Genomic DNA, 26621 nt, shown 5'->3' with positions numbered 1-26621 from the left:
CTGCATGGTGGTGTTCCAGCCCACCTGCCTGTGCAATACCAGATGGAATACGCTCATTGGGGTGGCGCTGATTGCATGCCTTTCACTTAGCGAGCCAGCAGGCTGACAGGTGCTGTGGTCCAACTTCGATCGCCGGCGGCTCCTCAGCTTTGCAACGGTCGAAGGCAAGCGGGCAACGAGGATGGAAACGGCAGCCCTTCGGCACGCGCGCGGCACTTGGAACCTCGCCCTGCAGGGCCGGCAACTCGGCGCGACCTGCGTTGCCGCCAATCTGCGGTGTGGCGTTGCGCAAGGCGACGGTATACGGATGGCGAGGGTTGAATGTGATCTCGTCGGCGCTACCAATCTCGACCAATTTTCCAAGATACAAGACCGCAATCCGGTCGGCGATCAGCCAGGCAAGGGGCAAATCGTGGGTGATGAACAGCAGCGCCATGTTGTGCCTGTCGCGCAAGTCAACCAGGACCTGAAGAATCTGAGCGCGTATCGAGACATCGAGCATCGATACAGGTTCATCAGCAACGATGAGTTCCGGCCGGACGGCAAGCGCTCCTGCAATCACGACGCGCTGGCGCTGCCCGCCGGATAGCTCGTGCGGGAAGCGGGCGAAGAAATCGCCGGGAGGATTGAGCCCAGCGGCCGCAAGCGCTTCACTCACCCGGTCGGCGAGTTGAGTGGCGTTACCGACCAGCCGCAGGGACTGCAACGGCTCCGCCACGATGTCGAACACGGTGTGTCGCGGATTGAGGGCCTGATAAGCGTCCTGGAAGATCATTTGCACGCGACGCCGGTACGGACGTAGAGCCGAGAAGCCCTCTACCGACCTCATGTCGCGGCCTTCGAACAGCATTCTGCCGCCAGTCGGCTTGGCAAGCTTGGTGATGACGCGGCCCACAGTGGTCTTGCCGCTTCCCGATTCGCCGACCAGGGCGACGATCTCGCCCCGCCCGACGTTGAGGTCGATCCCGTCTACCGCGCGCATGGCGCCGACAGATCGGCCCAGGACACGGTCGAACAGACCGCCCTGGATAGGAAAATGAACTTGCAGGCTCTCGAGACGCAGGATGCCGGCAGTGTCAGGCATGAACAGCGACCTTGTCTTCTTGCGTCAAGGACCGGTGAAGGTGACAGGCGACACGTCCCCGCCCGAACTTATTGAGGCTGGGGACTTCGGTCGCGCACCCCCCCATGACCGACGGGCAACGCGGATGGAAAGCGCAGCCCGAGGGTCGATTCACCAAGTTGGGAGGATCACCCGGTATTGGCCGGATCATCTTTTTGCCGCTCGCTGGGTTCGGGATCGATTCGATCAGCTGTCGGGTGTAGGGATGTTTGGGCTGGGCGAAAATCTCGGCGACAGTGCCATCCTCGACGATGCGGCCCGCGTACATGATCATTACGCGATCACAACACTTAGCCACCACAGAAAGGTCGTGGGTGATCAAAATCAGGGCGAGGCTCAACTGCGATCGCAAGTCGCCTAGCAGGTTAAGGATCTGAGCCTGAGTGATGACGTCGAGCGCTGTGGTGGGCTCGTCACCAATGATAATCGAAGGTCGACACGCGAGCGCCATGGCAATCATCACCCTTTGTCGCATTCCGCCCGACAACTCGTGAGGGTAGGCGGAACCACGATCCGCCGGGATGCCGACCAGTTGAAGCAACTCACTTCCCCGCTTGGTCGCCTCGCCCCGCGACATGCCGAGCTTCAGCATGCATGGCTCGGCGATCTGCTTGATAATGCGGTGAACAGGATTAAGTGCGTTCATCGCGCCCTGGAAGACAACGGACGTTTCGCTCCAGCGATGTGGCCGCATCGCCGCATCATCGTCGATCGGCAGTCGGTTGCCACGATAGCGCACTTGGCCGCCGCTGACCCGCGCGTTGGGTGATAGTAGACCAGCGATCGCCATCGCGGTCGTGGTCTTGCCACTGCCCGATTCTCCGACGAGGCCCACGGCCTCTCCGGCTCGGAGCGCGAAGCTTACGCCGTCGATTGCTCGCAATGAAACGCCCTTGAGCCCATAATCGACAGAGAGCCGGTCTATTTCCAGAAGCGGTGTTTTGTCCTGGGAGGAGCTGGTCATGGGATCACCCTCCGCCGTGGATTGAACGTGTCGTCAAGGGCACTGCCAATCAGGACGAAGCTAAGCGAAACCGTGAGTACGCACAGTCCTGGGGCGCCGAGGTACCACCAGGCTCCAGCACTGGCCGCGCCGGCGCGCTGAGCGAGCGAAAGCAAAGTGCCCCATGAAGGCTGCAACGGGTCCCCGAGTCCAAGGAATGAGAGCGATGTCTCGACATAGATTGCGCTGGCGACCACCAGCGCACCATTGGCTGCGATTTGCGGCACGAGATTGGGGAGGATGTGCCGCACCATGATGCCGAAATTACTGCTACCCGCAACGCGCGCACGATCAATGAATGGTCGCTCCTTAAGCGACAGTGTCTGACTCCGGACGATACGTGCAACAAAGGACCAGCTTGTCATGCCTATAACGACAATGATCACGAAAAGAGAAGGACGGAAGCCCAGGATTTCTCCACCGCGCCCCATCACCTCGAGAACCACGGGTGTAATGACCAGCGCCAGCACGAAGGACGGCATGACAAAAAAGAAGTCTGTCAAGCGCATCAGCCAGACGTCGACCCTGCCACCATAGTAGCCAGCGGTCGTACCGATTGTAGTCCCAACGACGAGGCTGATCACAGTCGCGAGTAGCGCAATCGTAAGCGAGATCCGGGCACCATGGAGGACCAGATTGAGCACGTCCCGCCCGATTTCGTCCGTGCCGAGCAGATGCTCGCCTGATGGGGGTGCGAGGAAATCGCCAGTTGCATTGATCGCAGTCTGGAGCGGTCCCGCCAGAATATTGGGGACCGCTCCCACAACAAGAAAGAATACCAGACATACGAGGCCCACCTGAGCACCGCCATAGCTGAGAAATTGACGCAGAAAGCCTTTTATTGCGCGCGCCCGGCCTCGCGGGCAATATCGAACAATATTGTCGCTCATTGTCGGACCCTCGGATCTAGAAGGCTGTAGGCAAGATCGGCTACGAGGTTTGCGAGAACAATTGAAACGCCAAGCAACAGGAATATGCCTTGAAGGACTGGGTAGTCCCGTGCGTTGAGTGCTTCCACCGTCAGCCCGCCGATACCCGGCCAGGCGAAAACGGCTTCGACAGTGATGGCCCCGGCGACCACATAGCCAATATTGAGGGTGATCAAGGTCACGACCGGTAGCATTGCATTGCGAAATGCATGACGCATCAGCATTTGACCGTTGGTCAGCCCTTTCGCCCGTGCGGTTACCATGTAATCCTCGGTGAGTACGTCACTCATTGCGGCACGAGCGACGACGACGTACTGGCCGATTAGCCCAAGCGCCACCGCAGTGGCGGGAAGCGTGAGATGTTGCAGGTAGTCGAGGAACGAACCAAGAGAGCCCGTGATCAGGCCGGGCGAGTATGCACCATAGCCCGGGAGCCAACCCAATGCCGTGCTGAAGATTACCACCAGGATCATGCCGAGCCAGAAAGCCGGCGTAGAATAGAGCGCCAGAGAGGCTCCGGTTGCGATACGGTCGCCGGCTCCTCCCCGGCGCCAGCCTGCGTAGATCCCAAGCATCACCCCAATAACGATTGCCATTATCTGAGCAACCCCGACTAGGACTATGGTGTCCGGCAGGCGTTCCGCTATCAGGTCTGCGACATGCCTGCCCCTGAACTTGAAGCTGTAGCCGAAATCGCCGCGGAGTGTTGCCGACAGGTAGTCGACCGCCTGGTCCGGGAACAGCGGCCGGTCAAGGCCCCAACGTTGGTTCTGCGCCTCAATCTGCTCGGCGGTGACGCTGACGCGCGCCCCGCCAAGCAAAAGAGATGCAGGGTCACCTGGAATAACTCGGAATAGGATGAAGTTCAGGACTGCCACCATCAGGAGGGTTATAGAGGCCCTGACGATGATGCGCAGGATGTGACGGCTCCCTCCCCCTCCGTTCACGGCGCGGGCACCGGCTTCAAGCGATCGAATGGGAAGTAGCTGTCCATCGACATGATGCCTTGCTTTCCCCAACCCTCGAAGCAATCCCTCCGGTGGGCTTCGAGCAGGGTGGGGTAACATAGTACGATGTAAGGCGCTTCAGTATAAATTAGTCGCGCTGCCTGGTCGACCAGCTTTTGGTTTTTCTTGAGGTCAACGGTGACCTGCACCTCCGCGAACAGTTTGTCGAACTCCGCATTCGTCCAGTACGCCTTGTTCTTGATGCCGATGGAATTGCTGCTGCCGAAGATGAGCAGGTCTTTAGGTGTTGGGCCTTGCCAGGTATCGGAAATGAGCAGATCCCACCCTCCGCCGCCTTTCGCCGGAGCTGCGGCGCGGGCGCTCAGCGCACCGGAGTCGAGCCGAGTCACCGATACAGGGATACCGATTTGCTCCAACCAGCCAGCGATAAACTGCACTGCCGCGACCGGCATCTCTATATTTGCTGAAGGTCCAGACACCAGCTCTAGCTGGAAACTCTTCCCGTCCTTGTCCTCCCGAATGCCATCGCCGTTCGTGTCCCGGTACCCTGCGGCGTCAAGCCGGCGGTTGGCTTCGGCGAGATCGAAGTGGCGCCTGATGTCGTTCAGATCTGAATAGTAATCGGCCGCCACCGGCATTGCGAGTCCGACACCAGGGTCGGCGTGTCCGCGCATGGCTCGATCGACGATGGCCTTCTGATCGATCGCGTAGCCGAGCGCATCGCGAAACGCCGGATCCTGCAGAGCCTTGGTGCTACCTGCGCCATCTCCCGAAGCGGTGTTGAAGGCGAGATAGGTTTTCTGAGCTATGCGGGATTCACCGACTACAATGTCGGGATCCTTCGAGAGATCAGCCCACTGGGCGGACGTCAGGTAGTTGCCATAATCGAGTTCCCCGCTCTTAAGACCTTGCGCAATCGGATCGGCGGCATCGAAGGACCGCAGGATCACCCCCGCGATTTGGGGCTTCCCCGTACGGAAATAGGGGTTCGGCGTCAGGCGTGTAAACTGGCCCTGGTGAAACTCCGAAACGATCATAGGTCCCGTACCCACCAAAGGCGGATCGTTGCGGAAGGTTACGCGTGCGTCAGCATAGCTGATGTCCTTCCAAATGTGCTCGGGAACGATCATTATGATATTGTCTATTGGCCAGGTCGCGGGGAACTTGGTCACGATCTGCAAAGTCTCGTCGTCGAACGCTTTGATGGACTCGACGTTCTCAAGACCGCTGGTGCTGTTCCACCCGACGTTTAGCTCGTCGGGCTTGCCTATGGAATCGTGCAAATAACTATAAGTGAACGCCGCGTCCCTAGCGGTAGCAGGCTGGCCGTCCGACCACTTCATGCCGGGCCAGATCTTGAAGGTCCAAGTGAGGTTGTCGTCGGCGACGGACCAAGATTGGGCAAAGCCCTTTCGATCGTCGTATCGCTGGGCGTCTATGCAGACCAAGAAATCATAGCAAATAGCCAAGGGCCAAAAGGAGCCCCAAGTGGCGAAGGGGTTCATCGAATCAGGGCCTCCACCCAGTCCGCCGATTCGCAGGATGCGATCGTCGCACGACGAGGCGAACGCCCTCGAGTTAATCCCCCAAGGGGTCGCCGAAATCGCCAGCATTGCCTTCATAAGCGCACGACGATTATATGAGTATTGGCTCATTTTATCCTCCCTGTTTGCCGGCTTTATCATCACTTCATGTTCACACGACCACGATGATCTACGGCCTCAACCCGGAACATCTGGCTTCCTTTTGACGGAAGCTCCACAGTCCCCTCATTCCAGATAAGTAGCAGTGCCCAGGGGGGTGGTTCCTGCAAATTGGCCGCTGTGCCTGCATGAATCCGGCGTTTTTCTCGATTCTGGGCACAGCTAGCCAGAATTAAAGTCGATTGGCCGGTTCCAGCTCCTGGCGGCGCCCACGGACAATTCGCATATAGCAAACGAGGCAGTCATTCAGGTTCTGTTCGCGACCTCGGGTTGGAGGGTCCCGTCGAGCCGCAAACGCCTTTATCACGGATGTGTGATGTCGGAATGTCGATGCCGAAATTCCAGAGGATATCCTCTTCCGGCACACGACGGTCTAAGAGGCGTTCGACAAGCTGCGCGCCGCGCAACAACACGGAGCTTGAGCCGCCCGTTGAAAAACGATGTAAACGCTGATGGATCTCCAGCCTGATGCGTGGCCGCCAGCTCGTCGACCGTGAACTATCCGCAAGCCATTGATCTGGCCTTTTGATTGAGGCGGATAGCGTCTTTTGAATTGCAGGATTAGCGGTATTTGGACGCTGTTTTCCTGCAATTCGGTTTTGCGATTCCCTTGTGCTGCGGAGCGTGATTCACTCGGTTCGGCGGCGGCGAATCGAGGGGACGGCGAATGTCCAAGCCACGCGAGACGGGAGAGCAGGACCTGTTCCGCTCCAGGCTCGATCAGATCATCAACATGAAGCAGGCGATCGACCGGCCGGTGCTGGAGGAGCGTTTCGGCGCCGTCTATTCGGACGGCCCCGGCATGCCGCCGCTGCCGACCCGGCTGATGGCGGGGCTGGCGATCCTCAAGCACACCTTCAACCTGTCGGATGAGGTGCTGTGCGAGCGCTGGGTGGAGAACCCTTACTTCCAGTATCTCACCGGCGAGACGTTCTTTTGCCATACGCTGCCGTTCGACCTCTCGTCGATGACGCGCTGGCGCAGCCGCATGGGCGAGGAGCGGATCGTGGCGCTGTTGCAGGAGAGCCTCAGCCTTGCGGTCAAGACCGGGGCGATGAAGCCGGCCGACACGCGCCAGGTGATCGTCGACACAACCGTGCAGCCGAAGAACGTCATGTTCCCGACCGACGCCAAGCTCATCAACCGGGCGCGCGAACGGCTGGTGCGGCTGGCCAAGAGGGAAGGAGCTCCATTTGCGCCAGAGCTATCAGCTGGCGCTGATCAGCCACCAGCGCTATGCCCACGCCAAGCAGTTCAAGCGGGCCAACAAGGCGCTGCGCAGGCTCAAGACCTATCTCGGCCGGACCATTCGCGACATTTCTCGCCAGATCGCCGGCGATGCGGGGCTGGACGCGCTCTTCAAATGGCCGTTCTACCAGGCCGCCACCGTTCTCTAGCAACGCCAGCGCCAGCGCGGCCGCAAGATCTACAGCCTGCACGCGCACGAGGTGGAATGCATTGGCAAGGGCAAGGCGCATATGCCCTACGAGTTCGGTGTGAAGGTGTCGGTGGCCACCACGCTGAAGCGCTCCAAGGGCGGCCAGTTCGCCCTGCATGCAAAAGCGCTGCCCGGCAATCCCTATGACGGCCACACGCTGGCAAGCGTCATATCGGCCACATCAAGAACGAACACCGCATGGGCCGCAACTACCTCGCCGGCCAGCAGGGCGACGCCCTCAACGCCGTCCTGGCCGCCGCCGGATACAACTTCTCCCTCCTGCTCAGGTGGCTGAAGTGATTTTTGTGGCCCTTGATCGCCCTGCTTCAACTCCGGCCGAAGTCGGTCGCCGCTTAGCGTCTGGATCACGGTCGACCAGCACGAGTTCCAAAAATCCAACCTGCATCTCAGGCACCGCGTCCTGACCTCGGAAATCGAGGATCCAGTCTCGACAGAGTATTCGACAAGATGCGGACGTGTGTTACAATAACGAGCCGCAACTCATACCAGACATGAGCTCATATTTTGGGATAGTGGCCTCCAAGCGGTCAAGCCACGGACGCGAATGTCATCCGATAAAGGGTCGCGGCGTCATAGATGGGCAGTCCTGTCCTACGACGGATTGCTGACGTCACCATCGGGAACAATGTACATTCAAATAGGAGGGCGGCAATCCCCGGATGTGCGGCGCCAAGTCGCGCGACACAGGCTGCAACCTCCGACTCCATTTCAACAACACCAGCCGGCCACGCGTCACCTTCAATGCCGCCGATGACTACTCTTGCCTCTGCGGATGAATCTATGCCCAGCAGCTCTTTGCCGCAGTGTCTTGAGTCTGCGGCCACAACGGCGAGCTTTGCGTCAGCTGGAAGCTGCCGGAGTAGCGTGGGCGCCAGTAGCAGGCTCGACATGGCCACCGGGACTTCGACAGACGCGGCCACTGCAGCCTGGTACCGGATACTGAACCCGCAGTCCCCGGTTATCGCGACTGCTCCGCGCTCGACCAACCGCCTGGCAGCTGCAATGTAGGCCGGCTCGAGAGAAGCATCACCGGGAATGACCCTCTCCTCCAAAGCCCCGGCCGCGGTCTCTATTATAATTGGGAAGTCGAAAGTTGCCGGGTTGAAGACCGACTCCGGTTGCGGTGGCGGAAATTCACGAGGCGGAAGTCCGATCTCCAGCCCAATAATTCCGAGGGCCCTTTGTTGAGTTGTCACGGAAGCATCCTTCTTCTGGAAGCAGCTAAGATGGTGATTTCGGCAGCAAATGCCCATCACCTGCGCGATACAGGTTCTCTCTGAATGCACGAATTTAACAGCGTCGAAACGGCTGTTTCAGAGAAACATGCCTTTCCAGGCGCAGTAAGTCGGCATTGTTTTGGTGCATTCGCATGAAAGCCGTAAAAACTGGGAAACCGCAGAACGCTTGTGCGACCCTCCCCGGGCCTGTAGGATACCGGGTTTGCGTCCGCCGTCAGACAATCGTGTTAGGGCACTTTCCAGAGCCCAGATGCCCTGAATGGCAGATTGAACGCACATCAGATCTTCAAGCTCGCAACTGCCGAACGGGCAGCGCTATTTACCTAACTCGACCAATCTGGGGCTTGGACCGGACGATCCTAGTTATGCAGTCCTGAATGAACTGGGGCAGTAACCTCGACATCAACCCGGCCCTGAAAAACCGCGCGTAGGTTCGTCGCAGGGCAGCCTGCTCCGAACGGACCAGTTCCTGCCCGGAAGCCACCCACGGGATAACTCAACTAGCGGCACAACCCGCAACTCACCTCGTCTCCAGCACCGCATTGAGAAACTGCTGCGTTCGCTCGTTTTGCGGATTGCCTAAAAGCTGGCTGGGCGGGCCTTGCTCGACAATCTTACCGCCAGAAAAGAAGCACACGCGATCGGAGAACTCCTTGGCAAAGCCCATCTGGTGCGTGACCATCAGCATTGTGAGGTCATGTTCGGCGCTGAGCTTGCGGATGACGTTGAGCACCTCTCCAACCAGTTCCGGGTCAAGCGCTGATGTCACCTCGTCAAACAGCATCACCTTGGGCCGCATGGCCAACGCCCGAGCGATCGCCACGCGTTGCTTCTGGCCCCCGGAAAGCTGGATCGGGAAATGGTTCTTCTTGTCGCCGAGGCCCACCAAGTCGAGCAGCTCTGCCGCTCGGGCCTCCGCCTCCTTCTTCGAGAGCCCAAGGACGGAGATCGGCGCCTCCATGCAGTTCTGCAGAGCAGTCATATGCGGGAACAGGTTAAAGTGCTGGAACACCATACCGATCTTGGCACGCACGCGACGGAGATGACGCTCGCTCGCCGGCACTATTTGGCCGTTCTTCTGCGTATGCGTCAACGGTTCACCGTCGACCCATATCACCCCCCCGTTGATGTGCTCAAGCGTCATCAGCATGCGCAGAACGGTGGTCTTGCCCGAGCCGGACGGACCAATGATGGACACCTTCTCGTTGCGTGCGATCTCGAGATTGAGTTCGTCCAGCACCGTCAACGCGCCGTAGCGCTTTGTGACGTTCTCGAAGCGAACTATGGGTTCGTTCATGACTTTTTCGCTGCGCCTGATATCGAGGTCAAGCTCGTCCCGCCTGGCTGATGCCCTAGGGCGCTTCGTGAGATCGTCCTCGAAGCGAAGCACAAATTCGCTCATAGTATAAGGCCTCCCTATTGCAGATGGTAGCGGCGGTTGAGCCAGACGCGGACCGACTGCACGATAGCGGAAGCAACCAAGCTGAACACGTAGTAGAAGAAGCCGCACATAGTGATCGCTTCTATGTATCGATAGTTATTGCCCCCGAAATTTTTCGCCTGCTGCAGCATCTCGAAGATCGAGATTGCCGCCAGGACCGGCGTGTCCTTGAACATGCCGATGAAGTAATTGCCCAGAGCTGGCACCATGGGCGGGATCGCCTGCGGCAGAATGATTGTTCGCCAGGTCCGCGTTCGCGAAAGGTTTAGTGCCGTACAGGCCTCCCACTGGCCGCCATCCACATTCTCGATGCCGCCGCGGAAGACTTCGGAACAATAGGCTGCATAGTGGATCCCCAGCACGCCAACTCCCGCCGTCCAGGCAGGAATGAAGATTCCGATCTGCGGACCAACGAAATAGACAAAGAACAACTGCAGCAGCAAGGGCGTTGAACGGATAAACTCCACGATCTCCGCCATGGTGGTCGAGACGTAGCGGTTTGGCGACTGGCGAATCATCGCGAAGACAAGACCCAATATCAGCGCGATCGCAAACCCGAGCAGCGTAGCCTCAATGGTGACGATCGCTCCCTGATAGAGATATGGGAAAGCCTCCCATACGTAAGACCAATCCCAGATCTTCAAGCCACCTGCTCCCGAACGAAACCGCGCGAGACGCGGCGTTCCAGCCAGCGCACGAAAGGAGTGATGAGGGCGCGCGCGATGATGTAATAACCGAATAGTGCAACCGCAAAGAACAGCATATAATCGCCAGTTGCGTCGGCCGCCTGCTTGGCGGCGCTAGTAAATTCGGGAATGGTGATGAAGAAGACGAGCGAGCTACCCTTAAGCACATCGATGAGCATGTTACCCCAGGTCGGCAGCATGGCGCGCATTGCCTGTGGGAGGATAATACGCCGCATCATGGTGAGCCGCGAAAAATTGAGCGCTGTAGATGCCTCATACTGGCCCCTATCAACGGCCTGAATGGCGGCGCGGACATACTCGGCTGCGTAGCCAGAGGCATTCATTCCGATCCCCAAAATTCCGACAGTCCACGGCGACAGGAAAATACCGAAAATCGGCAATACAAAGAACCACCAGTAGAGCTGAACCAGCATGGACGTCCCGCGGAAGAATTCGATGTAGGCGATACTGAACCAGCGCAACTGCCGACGGGGAGAGACTCGGGTCAGGCCCACGAAAAGCCCAAGGACGATCGCTACGACGCAGGCGCCAAGAGTGACGATGACCGTAGTCATGACGCCCTTGGTGAGCACGGCAAAGATAAAGCTGAGATCGACCTTACTCATATGCCCTCCCCACTGACCGCCTACCGGCCAAGGGCCGGGGAGCGGTCAGACGCATAGCTTCAGCCCTTGCAAAGATCAGCGGTCTTGCTGCCATCCGGGAGATCGCGTTTGGTGTAACCATATTTGCCGACCGCGGCCATCATTTCGTCAGAGCCAATATAGTCTTTCAACACAGCATTGAACGCGTCTACCGCAGCCTGTTCGCTGAGCGGGAAGGCTATGGCGGGATGTTCATTCGGTCCCGGCGGGGTATACGGGTCAGCCACCTCAATGCTGGGATCCTGCTCGGCAAGAGTCGTCGCGTTCAGACTATAGAGCGAGCCGGCAGCGGCGCGGCCGGCCTTTACAGCCTGTACGACCTCGGGCGGTCCGGCGACCTGCATAACCTTGTCGTCAGGGAAACCTAATTTCTTCGCCTGCTCGACTGCGGTGGTACCCGTCATGATGGCCAGGGTAAGCCCCTTCTTCTGAGCGTCATGGAGGGAATGCAGCGCTTCCGGATTGCCCTTCGGCACGATCATCGAATCATTGCTCGATGCGATCGGTTCGCTGAACAGGACGTTGCGGCACCGCTCCGGCTTAATCCACATGCCGCCCGTGATGATGTCAAAGCGACCAGCCTGGAGGCCCGGGACAAGGGAACCCCAATCGGTTACGACCGGCTCGATTTTGGTCGTTCCCATCTTTCTCAGAACGTCCAGTGTCATCACATTGACCAGGCCAAGCGGCTCGTTGTTCGCACCAGGATAGGCACTGGGAGGCTCATTGGTGAAGCCAAGACGGATCGTTTCTCCGTTCTTAATCTTATCGAGCAGCGACTCCGCCGAGGCCGAACCGGCAAAGGACGAGATTGTCATCGCCGCCAGGCCGAGCGCGGCAATCCTCTTCAAGATTGCAGCCTTAAAGCATTCGTCGAGTTTCCACTTGACCACTGGTTAGTCCTCCGTTTTCGCATCGCCGATGGTCTCCCGATATGCCTCGGGAAAAGACCATTGCATCATTTGTTGAGCTTGTAGTCCGGCGGTTCCCATCATCGTGTGAGCTGCAGGGTCCCCACTTAGGTATAGATTCCTCCAGTCGATCCTTTGCTACGCCACTTGTGCATGCTTCGTGAGCGTAGCAGCGCAGCTGTGGTGCTTTGTGCGAGAAATGCAAGTTATTCGCAGAAATTCGGTGATTTTTGGGTGCATACGCACATTTCCGTCATCCCCGTGGTTCGTTGGAAGTGAACAATCGCGAGCTGTGGTATGGCCAACTGAGGCACACCACGTCTTGCATGACTCCTGCCCTGCCCGGTTGGATGGGCGCCACCGCCTGGGCTATGCCCTTGTTGCCATGGCAGGGCACAAGTTCGTCGTATGCGACACGCCGCTGAGAGATTCGCCTCGGAGACGCTGGCCCGAGCATTGTTCCCGTCACAGTTGATCATTCGTGCCATTGACGGATGAGTCTGTTCACGGCTTCGCTCCGGATCAACCTGGACGGAATCGCCGGCATTATTGAGCAGATGGAAATCTGAATTCCTGATCAGCTTCGCCAGGTTGATCCCTTGCTCCGGCGTCGCGGTAGGGTCGTTCTTGGACCAGATGATCAACGTCTGGGCCTGAAGCTGATCAAGGTAGGGGAAGATATACTTCTGCTGCAGCAGTGGATAACGATGCAGGTTTGTCTCGTCTTCCGGCAATCTCTGCCAGATCTCCCATTGTCCCCGAGCCGCGGCCCGCCGATAGGCTTCTCGCTCGGCGCATTCCACATCCTGCCCGTGGGCGCGGCAGCTTTTCCGCCGTGCGGTGATGTATTCCTCTTCGCTCGGCATCGGGCCGGAACAGCCGTAAGCCTGCCGGCAGGCCTCCAGCCAAGCTTCGTCACGGTCATCTCCGAACGCCGGCGACACGGAGTTAGCGGTCAGCAGGACAAGCTTAGAAACAAGATCGGGACGCACGATCGCGACCCGCGCGTCGACGAATGATCCTTCTGAATGGCCGACTAGCGTGATCTGCTTCAAACCCAGTTGTTGGAGGAAGCTAATTACATGATTCACACGACCGAGCCGGTTAATGTATTTGCAGTCAGCAGGATAATCCGTTCCCCCAAAATGGAGTTGATCAATCGCTACTACCGTAAATTGATCGGATAGCCCGTTCAGCTGCCGAACAAAGGAACTCTTAGCCTCTGCACGGAAGCCCGCCCCCTGCAGGAAAACAATCGGCCTACCAGCTCCGTTCTCGCAGTACGATGTCTCGACACCATCAACCGATACGCGATGCTTGGTGATCATCGGTTCCTCGGCAAAAGGAGGGGCATCAGGTCGGCATTGCGACATGCGAGATGGACTGCCATTGCTCACTCCTGAGCGTAGCAGCCTCACATGCCACGTTGCCGAACTATCTCGTCTGAATACCGGAAATCGGCACCCCGGAGCCTCGCGTCTTGTCACTTTGCTCTGTCGTCGCCCAGCCACTGCGGCCGGGAGCCTTTTAGGTGCATGGGTGGCATTCCCCGCAAGATTTCAACCCTTGCACAGGTCGCCGGTCTTGGTGCCGTCCGGCAGATTGATTTTGGTGTAGCCGTATTTTGACCGACTGCATCATTTGGTCGGAGCCGATATAAGTATTCAATACCTCGTTGAAGGCATCGACCGCCTGCTGATTGGGCAGGAAGGCGAGACTTGGGTAGCCGGCCTTCCCAGCCGGCGGGGTGAACGGATCTGCCATTTCAACGCTGTCGACCTTGTCAGCGAGCTCCTTACCGTGAAGTAGTTTAGCGACCCCGCCGCCGCGCGGCCGACCTTCACTGCCTGCAAGAATTCGGCCTGGCCGGCGACCTGCATGACACGATCCTCCGGAATGCCCGCGTCTTTGGCGGTCGTGACCGTGTCGGAACCGGCGGTGGTGACCAGCGTTAGGCCCTTATCACGAATATCGTCAAAGGAGTGCTGGTCTTTTGGGATTGCCATTCGGCATGAGCAGGGCTTCGGTGAACTTAGCAAGCGGCTCGGTGAACACCACATTGCGGCAGCGCTCCGGCAGAATGTACATGCCGCCTGGCCTAGCTCCGTCTGCCGTCTCTCAAGGTTGTGTCGGCCAATTTCTCAGCCACCATAATCGTCGGAATGTTTGTGTTCGCCCGAGGGCAAAATGGCATGACGGAAGCGTCGGCGATCCTCAAACCCAAAATACCATGAACGCGTCCCGACGGATCGGTCACAGCGCCAGGATCCGCGGCTGCCCCCATCCTGCAGGTCGACGTCGGATGCCAACTTGGGATGACGTTCTGGCGAATATACCGATCCAGATGTTTCTCGTCGTTGACGAGATCGGAAATGCTATCCCCATCCGTTATGACGCGCCTAATCAGCCCACGGCGCAGCCGCGGCGACGCGTCCATGAGCAGCGCCAGAAATGACGTGAGTGCATAGTTTGTGCTTGTGACCTTGCTCACCAGCTTCGCTCGCGCATTCAACGCTGACGGAAACGGGTCCAGCGCCACAGAGGACAGCGAATCTTGCTGCAGCAGGCGGACTATGAAGCGAAAGCCCTGCTTGAGGCGCTCGGCGTCCCGCTTGTCGCTCAACCAGTTGAAATCGACCTCCGGCTCTATTTTATGCGAACTACCCTTGAGCGCCACAGTTCCCGTCGAGTAGCTGCGATTGACCCACACGGCGAGAGTGCCGAGGCGCCTCCCCAGCGGGTGCCAGGATGATTTGGCAACAGTCGATATTGCCATATCGGTCGACGGGCAGCCTTCGTAACCCGACGAGTAGCGGGCGTGCATCTGAATATATTCGCTCACGCCGGGTGACAAGCGATCGGCCGGCTTCAAATAGGCCGAAACGCAAATCGTGGGGTGTTCCTGAAGATTCTGGCCCACACCTTTCAAATCTGCAACGATAGGGATTCCGAATTGTACTAATTCCTTCGCGGGGCCGATCCCGGAGCGCATCAATATGGCGGGTGAATGGAGTGCTCCTGCGCACAGGATAACGCAAGAAGCGCTATACGATTGCACGCCCGATTTGTTCTCCGTCTCGACCCCCGTTACCGTTGTTCCCAAAAAGGTCAGCCGCGCAACTGTCGTTTCGGATAAAATCGTTAGATTGCGGCGAGAGCGGACGGTTTCGGGTAAGTACGCCATCGCGGAGGAGACCCGATGACCATTGCGGTTGGTCAATGGGACAACTGAATAGCCATCACCGAATGCACCATTGAAGTCTGGCCTGAAATGAAGCCCCAAAGCATCGTAAGCATCGGAGATTGCCCGGATGAAGCCCGACCAGTCTGATTGGCGCACACGTTTGATTGGCAAGGGGCCGTTCGTGCCATGAAATTCCCCGCCGAAATCCAAATCGCATTCTAGACGACGGAAGTAGGGCAGCACGTCTTCCCAACCCCAGCCCGTTGCACCGCTTGAGGCCCACTCATCGTAATCTCCGGGCCCGCCGCGGTTGGCGACTTGGGCATTGATGCTGGAGCCGCCACCCATGACGCGCGCCTGTTCGTAATGGACAGGCTTGCGGCCACCTCGCACCGTTGTCGCGTGGAGTGACTGCCATCGATAACCGGGATTAAGGTAAGCACGCGTTGGGTCGCCATCCTGGATGTCGTCAGGAATGGCATTCGGCGGCGTATCAGGGCCAGCTTCAATGAGCAGCACGCGAGCGCCATAGGCGGAGAGCCTGCTCGCCATCACGCATCCAGAGGAGCCACCACCCACGACGATATAATCGAAAACCACGCAAACTCGCAAATGTCTGAGTCGGGCAAAAATCTAGCAGACGGCGAGCAAGCAAAAACGCGCAATTATCTTGCAGGACGCAGGAAATCAGCGCATTCTTAAGAGATTCGCATTATGGCGGCCTCCCAACGGGGCGGAACGTTTAAACATGACCTTGCCAGCAGTCCATCAGGGCTGAAGGCGATGCCGGAGCGTCGTGACTTAAGTGGACAAAGCGCATCGCGACTGAAGGGGACAAACCTATCGCGAGATACATCAGAATGCAGCCCGGTAGGTCCAGAAGTGCTTTTGCAGCATCGCGCTGACGAGGCCGTTGTAAGGAGCAGAATGATGCTTCGCCTTGCGCTCCATCGCCGCTTTAGCGGTACGAAAACTCCCGTCCCAATCATGGCCGGCGGGCAAGGCGGCTGACCCTTGCGCCAGTCATCGGTGAATCGGATCAACCAGTTGTTGAATGCGCGTAAGATTGCGCGTTCTATACATCGATTGGCACCGCCAAGGTTACCTTCGTGCGATCCATCACAATCATCGTGCTGTAATTTCTAACAGCCGGGCTATCAAAGAAGAAACGCCTCGAGAATGCGTCGTACTCTGCCAAGTCACGCACGGAGAGAAGGAGAACGAAATCGGCGTTACCGGTGACCGCATACGCGCTCATTACTTCAGGCGCCTTCTGTAGAGACTGCTTGAAGCGATCGATGACGTCGGAACGATAGCGCTCAATGTCGACCAAGACCAGCATCATCAGGGACCTGCCCACCGCCTCAGGCGACACGATTGCAACATCAGCCTCAATTACGCCAATTTGTCGCAACTGCTTCAATCGCCGCTGACAGGCCGTGGGCGATATACCGGCCAGTTGGCCCAATTCTTCCGTTGTTTGGCGATTGTTGCGCTGAACAGCGCTTAAGATTTTCAGATCTATCCGATCCAATTCCATGGTCATTCTCCGGAATAGCTGCAATTTGCGCAGAAAAACTGCGATATGCACTCGACTGTAGCCTCAACCCCGCGCAGACGGAAGCCCAAACGATCAGGCCAGGCATGGGACCAAAGTCGGCTATCGTCCTCGACGTCAGTTATAGCCATTGGCCGAAGAGTGCTGTCCACCATCGCCCAACTGACAATGGCAGCCGACGGTCAAAAGCCGAGGCCTTGCGCCCAGTTCGGCCGAGGAAACGTCTCGGAACTTAAACGCTAAGCCGACTGGACGATGATGATAGGGGGGACCTCTATTTCCGCGCTTCGGCTTCCATTCGTTGGCTCACGCTGCCAAGAGTCTCATCTGTGTATAGGGAATCGAGCGCTAGGTTCGCCTGCCCCGGTTGCTGCATCAAATGCAGCCGTCTTGAGGTGGTTGGGAAAAATCGTCACCGCAGCCACACAAACCGCCGGCCTTATGCAACCTGCCGGCAATTTCGCATAATTACTGCATCCCGCCGCTCAGAATTTGCGCAAGGCGCCCAATGTAGCGCGCTATTGTCTCACAACGGCACCTACACGCCACTTCATAAAGCAGAAGAGGCCTGGCTTTGCAGGCTTCAGATTGAGGAGTTCGCCTATGAGCAAGCAATTCGCACCTGAAATGGATGCAGGTCTCGCGGTTTTCAATCGCCTGGAGTCTGAGGTGCGCAGCTACGTCCGCGCCTTCCCCGCCCTATTCGATCGCGGAGTCGGGACCACTCTCATCGCTGCAGACGGTCGGGAATATCTCGACTTTTTCGCCGGTGCAGGCGTTTTGAATTATGGGCACAACAACCCCGTCATCAAGAAGGCGCTGCTGGATTATATCGAGCGCGACGGAATTGTGCATGGGCTGGACCTTGCCACGACGGCCAAGAAAGCCTTCATCGAAGCTTTCGAGCGATACATTCTCAAGCCTCGTGGTCTGACATACAAATTACAGTTTCCCGGCCCCACAGGTACGAACGCGGTCGAAGCGAGTCTAAAACTGGCTCGCCAGGTGACCGGGAGATCGAACATCGTCTCGTTTACCAACTCGTTCCATGGGGAAAGCGCTGGAGCATTGGCAGCGATGGGAAACAAGGAGCACCGGGCCGCTGCCGGGTTTCCCCTCGCCCATGTGACATCGTTGCCATACGAAGGCTACCTGGGGGCGTCAGTTGACACAATCGATTACTTCGAAAAGCTTCTCAATGACCCCAACAGTGGCCTCGACAAACCTGCCGCGGTGATCCTGGAAGGGATCCAAGGTGAAGGCGGCATCAATGCTGCGAGCGTTACTTGGCTGCAACGGCTGCGCGAGCTAACGTCGCGGCACGGAATCTTGATGATCCTCGATGACATCCAGGCCGGGGTCGGTCGCGCGGGCAGTTTCTTCAGTTTCGAAGCGGCTGCAATTGTGCCGGACATCGTTACCCTGTCCAAATCTTTGTCGGCGATCGGAACCCCAATGGCCCTTATTCTCATCAAGCCTGAACTTGATGTCTGGGCCCCGGGCGCACACACCGGGACCTTCAGAGGCAACAACTATGCTTTCGTCACTGCTCGTGCGGCCCTCGAAGCTTACTGGTCCGACTCCAAGTTCGAGGATGAGATCGCTCGCAAGTCTGCGATCTTGGTCCAAGAACTCAACGCGATTACCGAGGAATTCCCCACCCTCGGCCTGAGCGTGCGAGGCCGCGGTCTGATGTACGGACTCGTTTCACCGAAGCACCACTCCTTGCCAGGTCTGGTCTCCCAGGAGGCTTTTCGTCGGGGCTTGGTGATCGAGATCGCCGGCTCATACGGTGAGGTGCTTAAGTTCATGACTGCCCTCACCATCGCCGAGGCTGACCTTCGGCGTGGTCTGTCCATCATTCGCGACAGCATTGGCGCAGTAGCGACTACCCTCGACGGTGGAGGCGCGGCTCGCTAGCCGACAAAGCACCGGGCCACTAGCAGGTCCAAAATCGGGCCGCTCGCAGTCACGGAACGGGAAGGCCGTTCCGTGGCATGTGGCAGTGGGCGAACTCGGAGCGGCTGAACGGCAGACTAGGGCTTTCACTGCCGGACCGATACCACGGTTGCCGTTCTTCCTGCGGCGCCGACCACTGTCGCTGCGCCAATTCGAAGAAAATCGAGCGATAAGAAAGAGGACTGGATGGCCAGCAACGACGTAGTCAAAAATTATATCGATGGCGAGTGGCGGGATTCTGTGTCCGGCACACGCATCGAGGTCGATGACCCGGCGAGCGCCGAAACGATTGCTGTCGTAGCTGAAGCAGGACCCCAAGACATCGAGCTTGCCGTTACTGCTGCTCACCGCGTTTTTCGCGACCGCGTGCTGATAGACATGCATCCGTATGATCGCGGTCGCATGTTGTTTCGCGTTGCCGACGCCCTTGAAGCGCGTTTCGACGAGATCGCAGCCATTAACTGCGCGGAGACGGGGAAGGCATTGGAACTTGCCGATGGCGAGGTTCAGACCGCCATCAGATACCTGCGATACTATGGTGGCTTGGCCGACAAACTTGAAGGGCGCTCGATCCCGCGCGGGGCCAACCTGGTCAACTACACAGTCAGAAGTCCCTTCGGCGTGTCCGCCCAGATCGTTCCGTGGAATGGTCCACTTGAACTGACGGCCCGCTCGCTGGCCTGCGCCATCGCAACCGGCAACTCAGTCGTGGTGAAGTCGCCGGAACTAGCTCCCCTTTCCGGAGTTGAACTTGCGCGTGCCTGTGAGACAGCGGGGCTGCCTGCCGGAGCGGTCAACGTGCTCACTGGATACGGCCAAACGGCAGGCCAGGCGCTGATCGAACATCCCGACGTTCGCCACATCGTCTTCACGGGCTCGATTACTACTGGGCGGACGGTGCTCAAGACGGCAGCGGATCGGATCGTGCCCTGCATAATGGAACTGGGCGGAAAGTCGGCTGCAGTTGTGTATTCCGATGCCGACCTCGACTGCGTTGTGGAAGCGGTACGCGTCGGGACCTTTCTGAATGCAGGCCAGAATTGCAACAACCTTACACGTCTTATTGTGGAACGTTCTATTGCAGACAAACTGGTGGAAAGAGTGAGGGTCTGCGTCGAAGGACTGTCGGTCGGTCCAGGACGCGAAAACTGCGACATCACCCCGTTGATCTCCCGAAACCAACGACAAGGAGTTGAGCGGGCCTGCCAGACGGCCCTCTCGCAGGGCGCGCGACTCGTAACCGGCGGGACTGCGCTTTCGGAGCGGAGCGGTTACTTTATGGCGGCCACGGTGTTTGCCGATGTCGCGCGAGACAGCAATCTCTTCCAGCAAGAAGTATTCGGTCCTGTTCTTGCCGTTACCACGTTCGATAATCCGGGAATGGCCGTCAATCTCGCGAACGACACCGTTCACGGTCTGGCAGCGGGCGTGTTCACGCGGGATATTGACCGGGCCCTCTGGACCGCCGACCGCCTTTGGGCCGGTCAAGTGTACGTGAATGGGTGGTATGTGGGCGGGGTGGAAACACCGTTCGGTGGGATAAACCAGTCCGGCTACGGCAGGGAGAAGGGTCAGGAAGCGCTGGACGGCTACGTTCAGACGAGAAACGTTGGTATCCGCCTCTCGCAGCCACCATCTGGAAATTGAACGCTTGCTGATCCCTACCGACGGCGCGGCTGTCGGGCGATGCAGGATTCAATGACCTCGACCAAATCGAAATAAGCCCGGCGAGAGAATCCGTATCGGAGGTCATCGAGAACAACTCTAATCATAGGATTTTTGGCTGCGGACGGGCTTTACCCACCACGGACATGTAGGAGCGCATTGCCTAGCCCGCTGCGTGGGTCGCATGGGTCAGGAGAGGATCACAGTGCTTCAGAGACAATTGAGATTCGCAGAGCTGCCGCCGAAGATTTCGACAAGTTGGCAATGTTGAACCGCGAGTTGATCGAGGCCGAGAAGCATCGAAACCCCGATGACGGTTTCAGAACTCAAGGAGCGGTTTATTCAGTTGGTGAATCGCGAAATTTGGATGGTCGACCTCTTCAGCCAGAACGGCGAGATTGTGGGCCTCGCCACTCATCGTTTGGAGCCAGACAATGCGGAGCCGAGTGGGCAACGCGTCTTTTTGAGGCAATTCTACGTCAGCTGCCAACACCGACGTTCGGAGATTGGCTGCAGGACCCTTGAGCTGCTTATTCGGTCTCGTTTCCACAACAAATCAAGGATTTTCCTCGACGTGCTGGAGACCAATCCTGGCCGCAAGACCTTCTGGTCTCACACCGGTTTTGTCGCCTACAGCACGCTCATGGAGCGTCTCGTTGAAAAAGCGGACACCAAATAACCTGCGGTGCTGGGAATTAATTTGGGGATCGGATTGTCTGGCATTTGCGTGCGTCGCGCAAAAACACGAGAATAGAATCGAGCCGGTCGTAACCGAATGGGGCTCACTTGTCCCCGGCCTGCAGGCTAGCCGCTTCGACTTCATCACGGCCGGCATGTGGATCAAGCCGGAGCGCTGCCGCAACGTGCTGTTCAGCGAACCGATCGCTACGGAGAGAGGCGCACTGCTGGTGCCTAAGGGCAACCCGGAAGGGCTGCATTCTTATGAGGATGTGCGTGACAAGGGACTCACCTTCGTCAGTGATACAGGCTACACCGCGGTCCAGGACGCGAAAAAGTCAGGCATCGCCGACGACAAAATCATGCAGGTCGCCGGACCGCCGGCGGACAGGCTGTCGCGCCGCCGCCGGTGCCCTCGACTACTTTACAGCGACTGGACTTGTTAAGAAGGACCACAGCCTTGAGCTGGCCGATTCGTTCATCGCGCCAGCCAACTATCCTGCTATCGCCTTCGAGCTCAACGAGCAGGCTGCGGTCGACGCGTTCAATGCCGTATGCAGGACTATGTTGGCTCTGGCGAAATGATGGCAGTATTCGGCAAATACGGCTACGGCAAAGACAACCTGCGGACGGCAGCAAGACCGCTGACCTCTGCAGAGGCTGAAGGCAATGTGCCTTAACACGTCCCCGGTCATGGCGGGGACGTGTTCAGTGGGCAAGCGTCTGTGAGGCGATTTCAGGTCCACCGTGGCGGTGCTCACAAGACGCGCCTCATTGCCTGAAACAAACACATCTACACTTCATCGGGTGCGCACATGTGAGCGTCGCGGCCCACAATACGACGGCCAATATGCGGGCTGGCTCACCTGCCACATCAGGCAACTGCGCAAGCAAATCCCCTGACGTGTGCCGGAACGAGAAGCAGGAGAATACTGTGGAAATCAGAGTTGTACGCCCGGGCGACCTTTCTCAATTGCGCAAGATTTGTGACGAACACATCGACTTGGAAGGGGTGACAATAGCGGACCAGGACCTGAGTCCTTATTGGAACTCGGCGTTTTTTGGAACACCTGCCCAGTTGTTCGGTTGGGTTTGTGATGAAGGAGGGTGTGTGCTGACAGTTCTGCAAATTCGCTGAGAGAGGGCGGTCATGGCAGGCTGGTGATTGTTCACGTCACCGATTCCCGCGAAGGAACGCCACCATGACCAAGATTGAAAGTAAGACCGGCAGCGCTGCCATCAAAGACATTCTGCTTTCGGACCCGGACGGACTTCACGAAGTGATCCGTGCGGTGATGCAGGAGGTACTCGAGGCCGAGATGGACGAGGCGCTGGGGGCTTCGAAGAGCGAGCGCACACCTGAGCGGCTCGGCTACCGCTCGGGTTATTACGGCCGCACCCTTGTCACGCGGGTCGGCAAGCTTGAGCTGCGGGTTCCGCAGGACCGGGCCGGCCGCTTCTCGACCGAGCTTCTCGAGCGTTACCAGCGTTCGGAGCGGGCCTTGGTGGCGACGCTTGCGGAGATGTATGTGCAGGGCGTGTCGACCCGCAAGGTCAAGGCGATCACGGAAGAGCTGTGCGGCCATGCGTTCTCGGCCTCGTCGATCTCGGCCATCAACAAGCGGCTGGACGAGAGCCTCGCTGCCTTTGCCAGGCGCCCCCTTCAAGAGCCGTTTCCTTACCTCATCCTCGATGCGCGCTAAGAGAAGGTGCGTGAGGCCGGCGTCGTCATGAGCCAGGCGGTGCTGATCGCTGTCGGCATCGACTGGGACGGCCGGCGCCAGATCCTGGCCGTCGAGATGGCCAATCGCGAAAGCCGCTCGGCCTGGAGGGATTTCCTCGTCGCGCTGAAGGCGCGCAGCCCCAAGGGCGTCGAGCTGGTTGTCTCCGCCAATCATGCCGGCCTGGTCGCGGCGATCGGCGAGGTGATCCCCGAAGCCGCCTGGCAGCGCTGCTACGTCCACTTCCTCAGGAACGCGCTCGATCACCTGCCGAGAAAGCACGGCGCCGACTGCCTGCAGGACTTGCGCTGGCTCTAATGACCGGCGCGATCTCGCCGAGGCCAAGGCCGATCTCGCCGCATGGCTGTCCAAATGGTCGGGCCGCTATCCGCGACTGACGAGTTGGGTGGAGGAGACCATCGAGCGCACGCTGACCTTCTTTTGCCTGCCGCGCCAGCATCACAAGCATCTCAAGAGCACCAACATGCTTGAACGGCACAATGAGGAAATCCGCCGGCGCACCAATGTCATGCGCATCTTCCCCAATGAAAGCTGCCTGCGCCTCGTCAGGGCGCTGGCTGCGAGACCAACGAGAACTGGATGGAGGCCAACCGCTACATCAACATGGACGATCTGCGCGAGCACAAGAAGCTCGCTCTACGCCAAGCCGCATGACCAGCATCGTGGCCGCCCCATTTTGCAGAACTTGACGCACACAACCTGAAGGAGGTAAGCGTCATGACAACTCTTAGAGGATACATGACCGCGTCGATCCGGCTTTTCCTTGTTGGTCAGGGGCGATCCTCGGGTACGCCTCCGGCGAGGGCCGCCTTGCGCGATCATGGCACGGTAGCGAGGCTGGGCTCTTAAGGTCGTCCTTAGGAGCGTAAGCCCCGCGACCATCCCATCGCTGAAAACAAACCCTTGATCAGCGGGCGCCCGACGGACCGCCTCTGTCGTCGTGGCGCTCCCATGAAGAACCTGGCCCATAGTGCATCCTTTGATTCGGAAGATAAGGATGCCCCATCAAAACCTGAGATCAAACATTTAGGCAGGCCTCGACTGGGACAAGTAAAACGGCCGCATTCGAGGCATGAGGCTGCACGCGTCTAAGATCCGAACAGCCAATACCCGAGCGTCCTCGACATCCCCGCCGCCAGAAGTCAACGATGCCCAGATCGGCCGCACGACCACCAGCAGAAGGGCGCCACCTCAACCCGTCCTACACTCAACATTTTGTCGCGTCCGCGACGTGCCTTCTTGATCCGATCCGTGGTCTGCTCACCTAAATAGCTGAAAGAGATCACGCATTTCTGTTTCCGGCCTGATTAGCCAGTTTGGCACGAGGTTTGCAACTTTGTGTGCGATCCAGTTGAACGGGCCGATTGGCACAGTCACCTGAAATCACAACTAATTAAAGGAACGGAACATGTCGGAACTGTATCGGATGGCATTACCAATGGGGGACAGCCGGCCGGCAATGCCTCCGCCCACCACAACCAGCCTTCGCCTGACTGTCTCGTGCTGGCCACGCCAGAGTAATCAATTTTGTCCTAAGAACCACAATACGACAAATCGCAGAACGTCCATCCATCCATCCTGAAACCAAGACACAGCAATCGCTTGTCGACGCAGTGTCCCACCGCCGAGAGGAAATGTAGATGAGAAAATTTGTTGCCGCCAAGCTTCATGGAATAACTGTGACCGACGCGAATTTGAACTACCGGGGCTCAATAACTTTGGATCCAGATCACTGCGACGAAGCCGGCATCCTTCCAATGGAATTCGTTGAAATCTGGAATAAATCATCGGGCGCTCGAATCAGCACTTACGTGATTTATGGAGAGCGGGGTTCTCGTTGCTGCGTGCTGAACGGAGCCGCTGCTCGCACCTGTCAGGTCGGGGACGAAATAATCGTTTGCTCCTCCGCATACATCGAGGAGCATCAGATGGTGGAGATCAAGCCGCGAGTGCTGACTTTCCACCGGGATAATTCTATCTGCGACCACATGTTCTACGAGGGTGCAATAGACGACGATGGAAGGATAACGTTCTCGATTCGCGAGGGCTCTCCCGGCGATAACGCGCTAAAACTCACTCCCTAGTAGGGCCTTTCGGTGACAGCTCGTGGCGCCGGGTCCCGGTCAAGGGCGTACTCGTCCCCAGTACTCTGGTACGCGATACAGTGCATTATCCCACTCGGCCACTATTCGGTCAGTTGCCATCAAGCCCAATCGGTTCTGCCCAGATCTGGGAAGACGATTTTGCTGCGCCAAAGGCAACTTCAGCTTCAGCCAGCGGCTGCGGGTAGAGGCGACCAATTTCACGGAATGTTTGGCCTTGGATCGTTGTCTTTAAGTCTGAGGTCCACGATGGCAAAACGACCTATCGACAAAAACGCAGAGTGGAGAACAGCCAATGTCAAGGAAAGCTCTCATCCTGGTTGAAGGCCATGCAAGAGGTAATGGAATACGATACATCCACGCGGCCCGGCGTCTTGGCTTTCATCCAATTACACTATCAGTTGATCCAACACAGTACGAGTATCTTGCGGCGGAAAGAAGCGAGGCAATCCGTGTCGATACAACCAATCTTGATACCTTGATTCGCGAATGTTCCAGGCTGCGTGAGACCAATGACATCGCTGGTATCACGGGCTTCTCGGGCATCGACGAGTCGGTCTATGCAACCGTTGGCAAACTATGTCGGCATTTCGACTTACCGGGACCCAACCCCGAATTGATTGAACGATGCTGTGACAAATTCTCTCAGCGCCAGCTACTTGCGGAAGCCGGAGTTCCGATACCCGCTTATCGCATGGCGCTGAATGTGGCAGAAGTAGAAAGCGCTGTCGCGGAGATCGGCTTTCCCGTAATTGTTAAGCCGGCAATCGGCAGCGGTAGCATCGGTGTCCGATTGTGCCGCAACGCCGATGAGTTAGCTGACCACACGACCTATCTGTTGGGTGGGAAGCACATCTGGCCGTCTTCGCCGAGGATATTGGTTGAGGAATTCGCGCGCGGCCCTTTTTATAGCGTGGAGATAATGGGCAATGAGGTTATTGGGATTGTCGCCGTTGATTTCGGCCCCCCACCGCATTTCGTCTTCCGTGAAACGACCTTCCCGGCCCCGCTTGCGGAAGACGATCATGACCGTATCGTTGATGTTTCGCTGAGGTGCTTGCAAGCTCTTGGCCTTAATTGGGGGCCAACGAACATCGAGCTCCGGTTGACTAATCATGGCCCGGTTGTAATCGAAGTGAATCCGCGTCTTGCTGGTGCGCTTGAGCCTGAACTGGTCCAACTGGCGAGCGGTGTCGATCTGGTCACCGAGCACATCAAGCTTGTCGTCGGCGAGGAATGGGATTTGCGCAGAAGGCATTTGCAGACCGCAGCCGCGCGGTTCCTAGTTGCTGATTGCGACGGCACCCTCGATTGGATCGATGGCGGCAGTCAGGCGATCGCGGTACCAGGTGTCGCTGAAATCAAATTGTATGTTGAACCCAACGCGCCGATCTTCAGGAAAGGCGATTTTCGAGACTGGATAGGACATGTCGTCGCCGTTTCACCCAGCCTTGCTCAGACCGAAGCGATACTCCAACGAGCTGTCGACTTAATCGCTTGGTCTATCACACCGCCGTCGGGCGAACAGGAGCGATCTGCAGCCCCACGACTCCCCCCCAACTGAGAGGTGATCCGTCGCCAGCATAAGAACTCTTACCCGCAATAGC

General features: G+C 58.0%; 19 protein-coding genes and 2 pseudogenes. 8 read left to right on the top strand and 13 right to left on the bottom strand.

What is annotated here, in order from left to right; all coding sequences use genetic code 11:
- Positions 1-82: 82 nt before the first annotated feature.
- Genes P9254_RS24065 through P9254_RS24045 form a run of 5 tightly spaced genes read right to left on the bottom strand, consistent with a single transcriptional unit; the run spans position 83 to position 5678 of the window.
- A complete protein-coding gene (locus P9254_RS24065; protein WP_063169341.1) occupies positions 83-1084 on the bottom strand; it encodes an ABC transporter ATP-binding protein in 1002 nt (333 codons plus the stop codon).
- Positions 1077-2087 carry an ABC transporter ATP-binding protein gene (locus P9254_RS24060; RefSeq protein WP_063169342.1) on the bottom strand — a complete coding sequence of 337 codons (1011 nt, stop codon included), beginning with the start codon at positions 2085-2087 and terminating at the stop codon, positions 1077-1079. Before P9254_RS24060 ends, P9254_RS24065 begins: the two co-directional genes overlap by 8 nt.
- Positions 2084-3016, bottom strand: coding sequence for an ABC transporter permease (locus P9254_RS24055; RefSeq protein WP_063169343.1), 933 nt, complete (start codon positions 3014-3016; stop codon positions 2084-2086). Before P9254_RS24055 ends, P9254_RS24060 begins: the two co-directional genes overlap by 4 nt.
- On the bottom strand, positions 3013-4002 hold the full coding sequence (locus P9254_RS24050) for an ABC transporter permease (protein ID WP_063169344.1): 990 nt from the start codon (positions 4000-4002) through the stop codon (positions 3013-3015). Before P9254_RS24050 ends, P9254_RS24055 begins: the two co-directional genes overlap by 4 nt.
- Entirely contained in the window at positions 3999-5678 is a 1680-nt protein-coding gene (locus P9254_RS24045; RefSeq protein ID WP_063170379.1) for an ABC transporter substrate-binding protein, read from the bottom strand. Before P9254_RS24045 ends, P9254_RS24050 begins: the two co-directional genes overlap by 4 nt.
- A 715-nt stretch (positions 5679-6393) precedes the next feature.
- On the opposite strand from P9254_RS24045, the pseudogene P9254_RS24040 reads away from it, so the two are divergent.
- A pseudogene (locus tag P9254_RS24040) lies at positions 6394-7464 on the top strand (IS5 family transposase).
- A gap of 248 nt (positions 7465-7712) precedes the next feature.
- Here the strand turns inward: P9254_RS24040 and P9254_RS24035 are convergent.
- The 8 genes from P9254_RS24035 to P9254_RS24000 all read right to left on the bottom strand — a co-directional run bounded on the left by P9254_RS24035 (position 7713) and on the right by P9254_RS24000 (position 16850).
- Positions 7713-8381 (bottom strand): hypothetical protein, encoded by a 669-nt coding sequence (locus P9254_RS24035; protein WP_176477193.1) that lies wholly within the window; start codon positions 8379-8381, stop codon positions 7713-7715.
- Positions 8382-8943: 562 nt separating this feature from the next.
- Entirely contained in the window at positions 8944-9720 is a 777-nt protein-coding gene (ehuA, locus tag P9254_RS24030) for an ectoine/hydroxyectoine ABC transporter ATP-binding protein EhuA (RefSeq protein ID WP_063170381.1), read from the bottom strand.
- Between the two features lie 119 nt (positions 9721-9839).
- Entirely contained in the window at positions 9840-10508 is a 669-nt protein-coding gene (ehuD, locus tag P9254_RS24025) for an ectoine/hydroxyectoine ABC transporter permease subunit EhuD (RefSeq protein WP_063169345.1), read from the bottom strand.
- The gene (gene ehuC / locus P9254_RS24020) at positions 10505-11176 is read right to left on the bottom strand and encodes an ectoine/hydroxyectoine ABC transporter permease subunit EhuC (protein ID WP_063169346.1); all 672 of its coding nucleotides are present in this window, start codon (positions 11174-11176) and stop codon (positions 10505-10507) included. The genes ehuD and ehuC overlap by 4 nt, the downstream gene beginning before the upstream one ends.
- Before the next feature lie 59 nt (positions 11177-11235).
- Entirely contained in the window at positions 11236-12108 is an 873-nt protein-coding gene (ehuB, locus tag P9254_RS24015) for an ectoine/hydroxyectoine ABC transporter substrate-binding protein EhuB (RefSeq protein ID WP_082826582.1), read from the bottom strand.
- Positions 12109-12332: 224 nt separating this feature from the next.
- The gene (locus P9254_RS24010; protein ID WP_063169347.1) at positions 12333-13454 is read right to left on the bottom strand and encodes an alpha/beta fold hydrolase; all 1122 of its coding nucleotides are present in this window, start codon (positions 13452-13454) and stop codon (positions 12333-12335) included.
- Positions 13455-14224: 770 nt separating this feature from the next.
- Positions 14225-15910 (bottom strand): GMC family oxidoreductase, encoded by a 1686-nt coding sequence (locus P9254_RS24005; protein WP_063169348.1) that lies wholly within the window; start codon positions 15908-15910, stop codon positions 14225-14227.
- Between the two features lie 475 nt (positions 15911-16385).
- Entirely contained in the window at positions 16386-16850 is a 465-nt protein-coding gene (locus tag P9254_RS24000; protein WP_063169349.1) for an Lrp/AsnC family transcriptional regulator, read from the bottom strand.
- A 621-nt stretch (positions 16851-17471) separates the two neighbouring features.
- Here P9254_RS24000 and ectB point away from each other — a divergent pair.
- The 7 genes and pseudogenes from ectB to P9254_RS23965 all read left to right on the top strand — a co-directional run bounded on the left by ectB (position 17472) and on the right by P9254_RS23965 (position 26578).
- Positions 17472-18788 carry a diaminobutyrate--2-oxoglutarate transaminase gene (ectB, locus tag P9254_RS23995; RefSeq protein WP_063169350.1) on the top strand — a complete coding sequence of 439 codons (1317 nt, stop codon included), beginning with the start codon at positions 17472-17474 and terminating at the stop codon, positions 18786-18788.
- A gap of 225 nt (positions 18789-19013) precedes the next feature.
- Positions 19014-20474, top strand: a complete 1461-nt coding sequence (locus P9254_RS23990; RefSeq protein ID WP_063169351.1) for an aldehyde dehydrogenase family protein — start codon at positions 19014-19016, stop codon at positions 20472-20474.
- 328 nt (positions 20475-20802) lie between these two features.
- The gene (locus P9254_RS23985) at positions 20803-21171 is read left to right on the top strand and encodes a GNAT family N-acetyltransferase (RefSeq protein WP_063169352.1); all 369 of its coding nucleotides are present in this window, start codon (positions 20803-20805) and stop codon (positions 21169-21171) included.
- Positions 21149-21616, top strand: coding sequence for a transporter substrate-binding domain-containing protein (locus tag P9254_RS23980; protein ID WP_224571101.1), 468 nt, complete (start codon positions 21149-21151; stop codon positions 21614-21616). Before P9254_RS23985 ends, P9254_RS23980 begins: the two co-directional genes overlap by 23 nt.
- 756 nt (positions 21617-22372) lie before the next feature.
- Positions 22373-23566, top strand: a pseudogene (locus tag P9254_RS23975) (IS256 family transposase).
- A gap of 986 nt (positions 23567-24552) precedes the next feature.
- Positions 24553-24996, top strand: coding sequence for an aspartate 1-decarboxylase (panD, locus tag P9254_RS23970; protein WP_063169354.1), 444 nt, complete (start codon positions 24553-24555; stop codon positions 24994-24996).
- 313 nt (positions 24997-25309) lie between these two features.
- Positions 25310-26578 (top strand): ATP-grasp domain-containing protein, encoded by a 1269-nt coding sequence (locus P9254_RS23965; RefSeq protein ID WP_082826583.1) that lies wholly within the window; start codon positions 25310-25312, stop codon positions 26576-26578.
- The last annotated feature ends 43 nt before the right edge of the window (positions 26579-26621 follow it).

Origin of the sequence: Mesorhizobium sp. WSM4983 (assembly GCF_029625765.1) — a bacterium.
Classification (GTDB): Bacteria; Pseudomonadota; Alphaproteobacteria; order Rhizobiales; family Rhizobiaceae; genus Mesorhizobium.
The sequence above is the reverse complement of the archived record's forward strand: the minus strand, read 5'-3'. Positions and strand labels throughout refer to the sequence as shown.

Bases quoted from the DNA above. Each gene is read 5' to 3' on its own strand.
- P9254_RS24065 (WP_063169341.1), bottom strand. From the start codon at position 1,084: ATGCCTGACACTGCCGGCATCCTGCGTCTCGAGAGCCTGCAAGTTCAT.
- P9254_RS24060 (WP_063169342.1), bottom strand. From the start codon at position 2,087: ATGACCAGCTCCTCCCAGGACAAAACACCGCTTCTGGAAATAGACCGG.
- P9254_RS24055 (WP_063169343.1), bottom strand. From the start codon at position 3,016: ATGAGCGACAATATTGTTCGATATTGCCCGCGAGGCCGGGCGCGCGCA.
- P9254_RS24045 (WP_063170379.1), bottom strand. From the start codon at position 5,678: ATGAGCCAATACTCATATAATCGTCGTGCGCTTATGAAGGCAATGCTG.
- ehuA (WP_063170381.1), bottom strand. From the start codon at position 9,720: ATGAACGAACCCATAGTTCGCTTCGAGAACGTCACAAAGCGCTACGGC.
- ehuC (WP_063169346.1), bottom strand. From the start codon at position 11,176: ATGAGTAAGGTCGATCTCAGCTTTATCTTTGCCGTGCTCACCAAGGGC.
- P9254_RS24010 (WP_063169347.1), bottom strand. From the start codon at position 13,454: ATGATCACCAAGCATCGCGTATCGGTTGATGGTGTCGAGACATCGTAC.
- P9254_RS24000 (WP_063169349.1), bottom strand. From the start codon at position 16,850: ATGGAATTGGATCGGATAGATCTGAAAATCTTAAGCGCTGTTCAGCGC.
- ectB (WP_063169350.1), top strand. From the start codon at position 17,472: ATGAGCAAGCAATTCGCACCTGAAATGGATGCAGGTCTCGCGGTTTTC.
- P9254_RS23990 (WP_063169351.1), top strand. From the start codon at position 19,014: ATGGCCAGCAACGACGTAGTCAAAAATTATATCGATGGCGAGTGGCGG.
- P9254_RS23985 (WP_063169352.1), top strand. From the start codon at position 20,803: ATGACGGTTTCAGAACTCAAGGAGCGGTTTATTCAGTTGGTGAATCGC.
- panD (WP_063169354.1), top strand. From the start codon at position 24,553: ATGAGAAAATTTGTTGCCGCCAAGCTTCATGGAATAACTGTGACCGAC.
- P9254_RS23965 (WP_082826583.1), top strand. From the start codon at position 25,310: ATGTCAAGGAAAGCTCTCATCCTGGTTGAAGGCCATGCAAGAGGTAAT.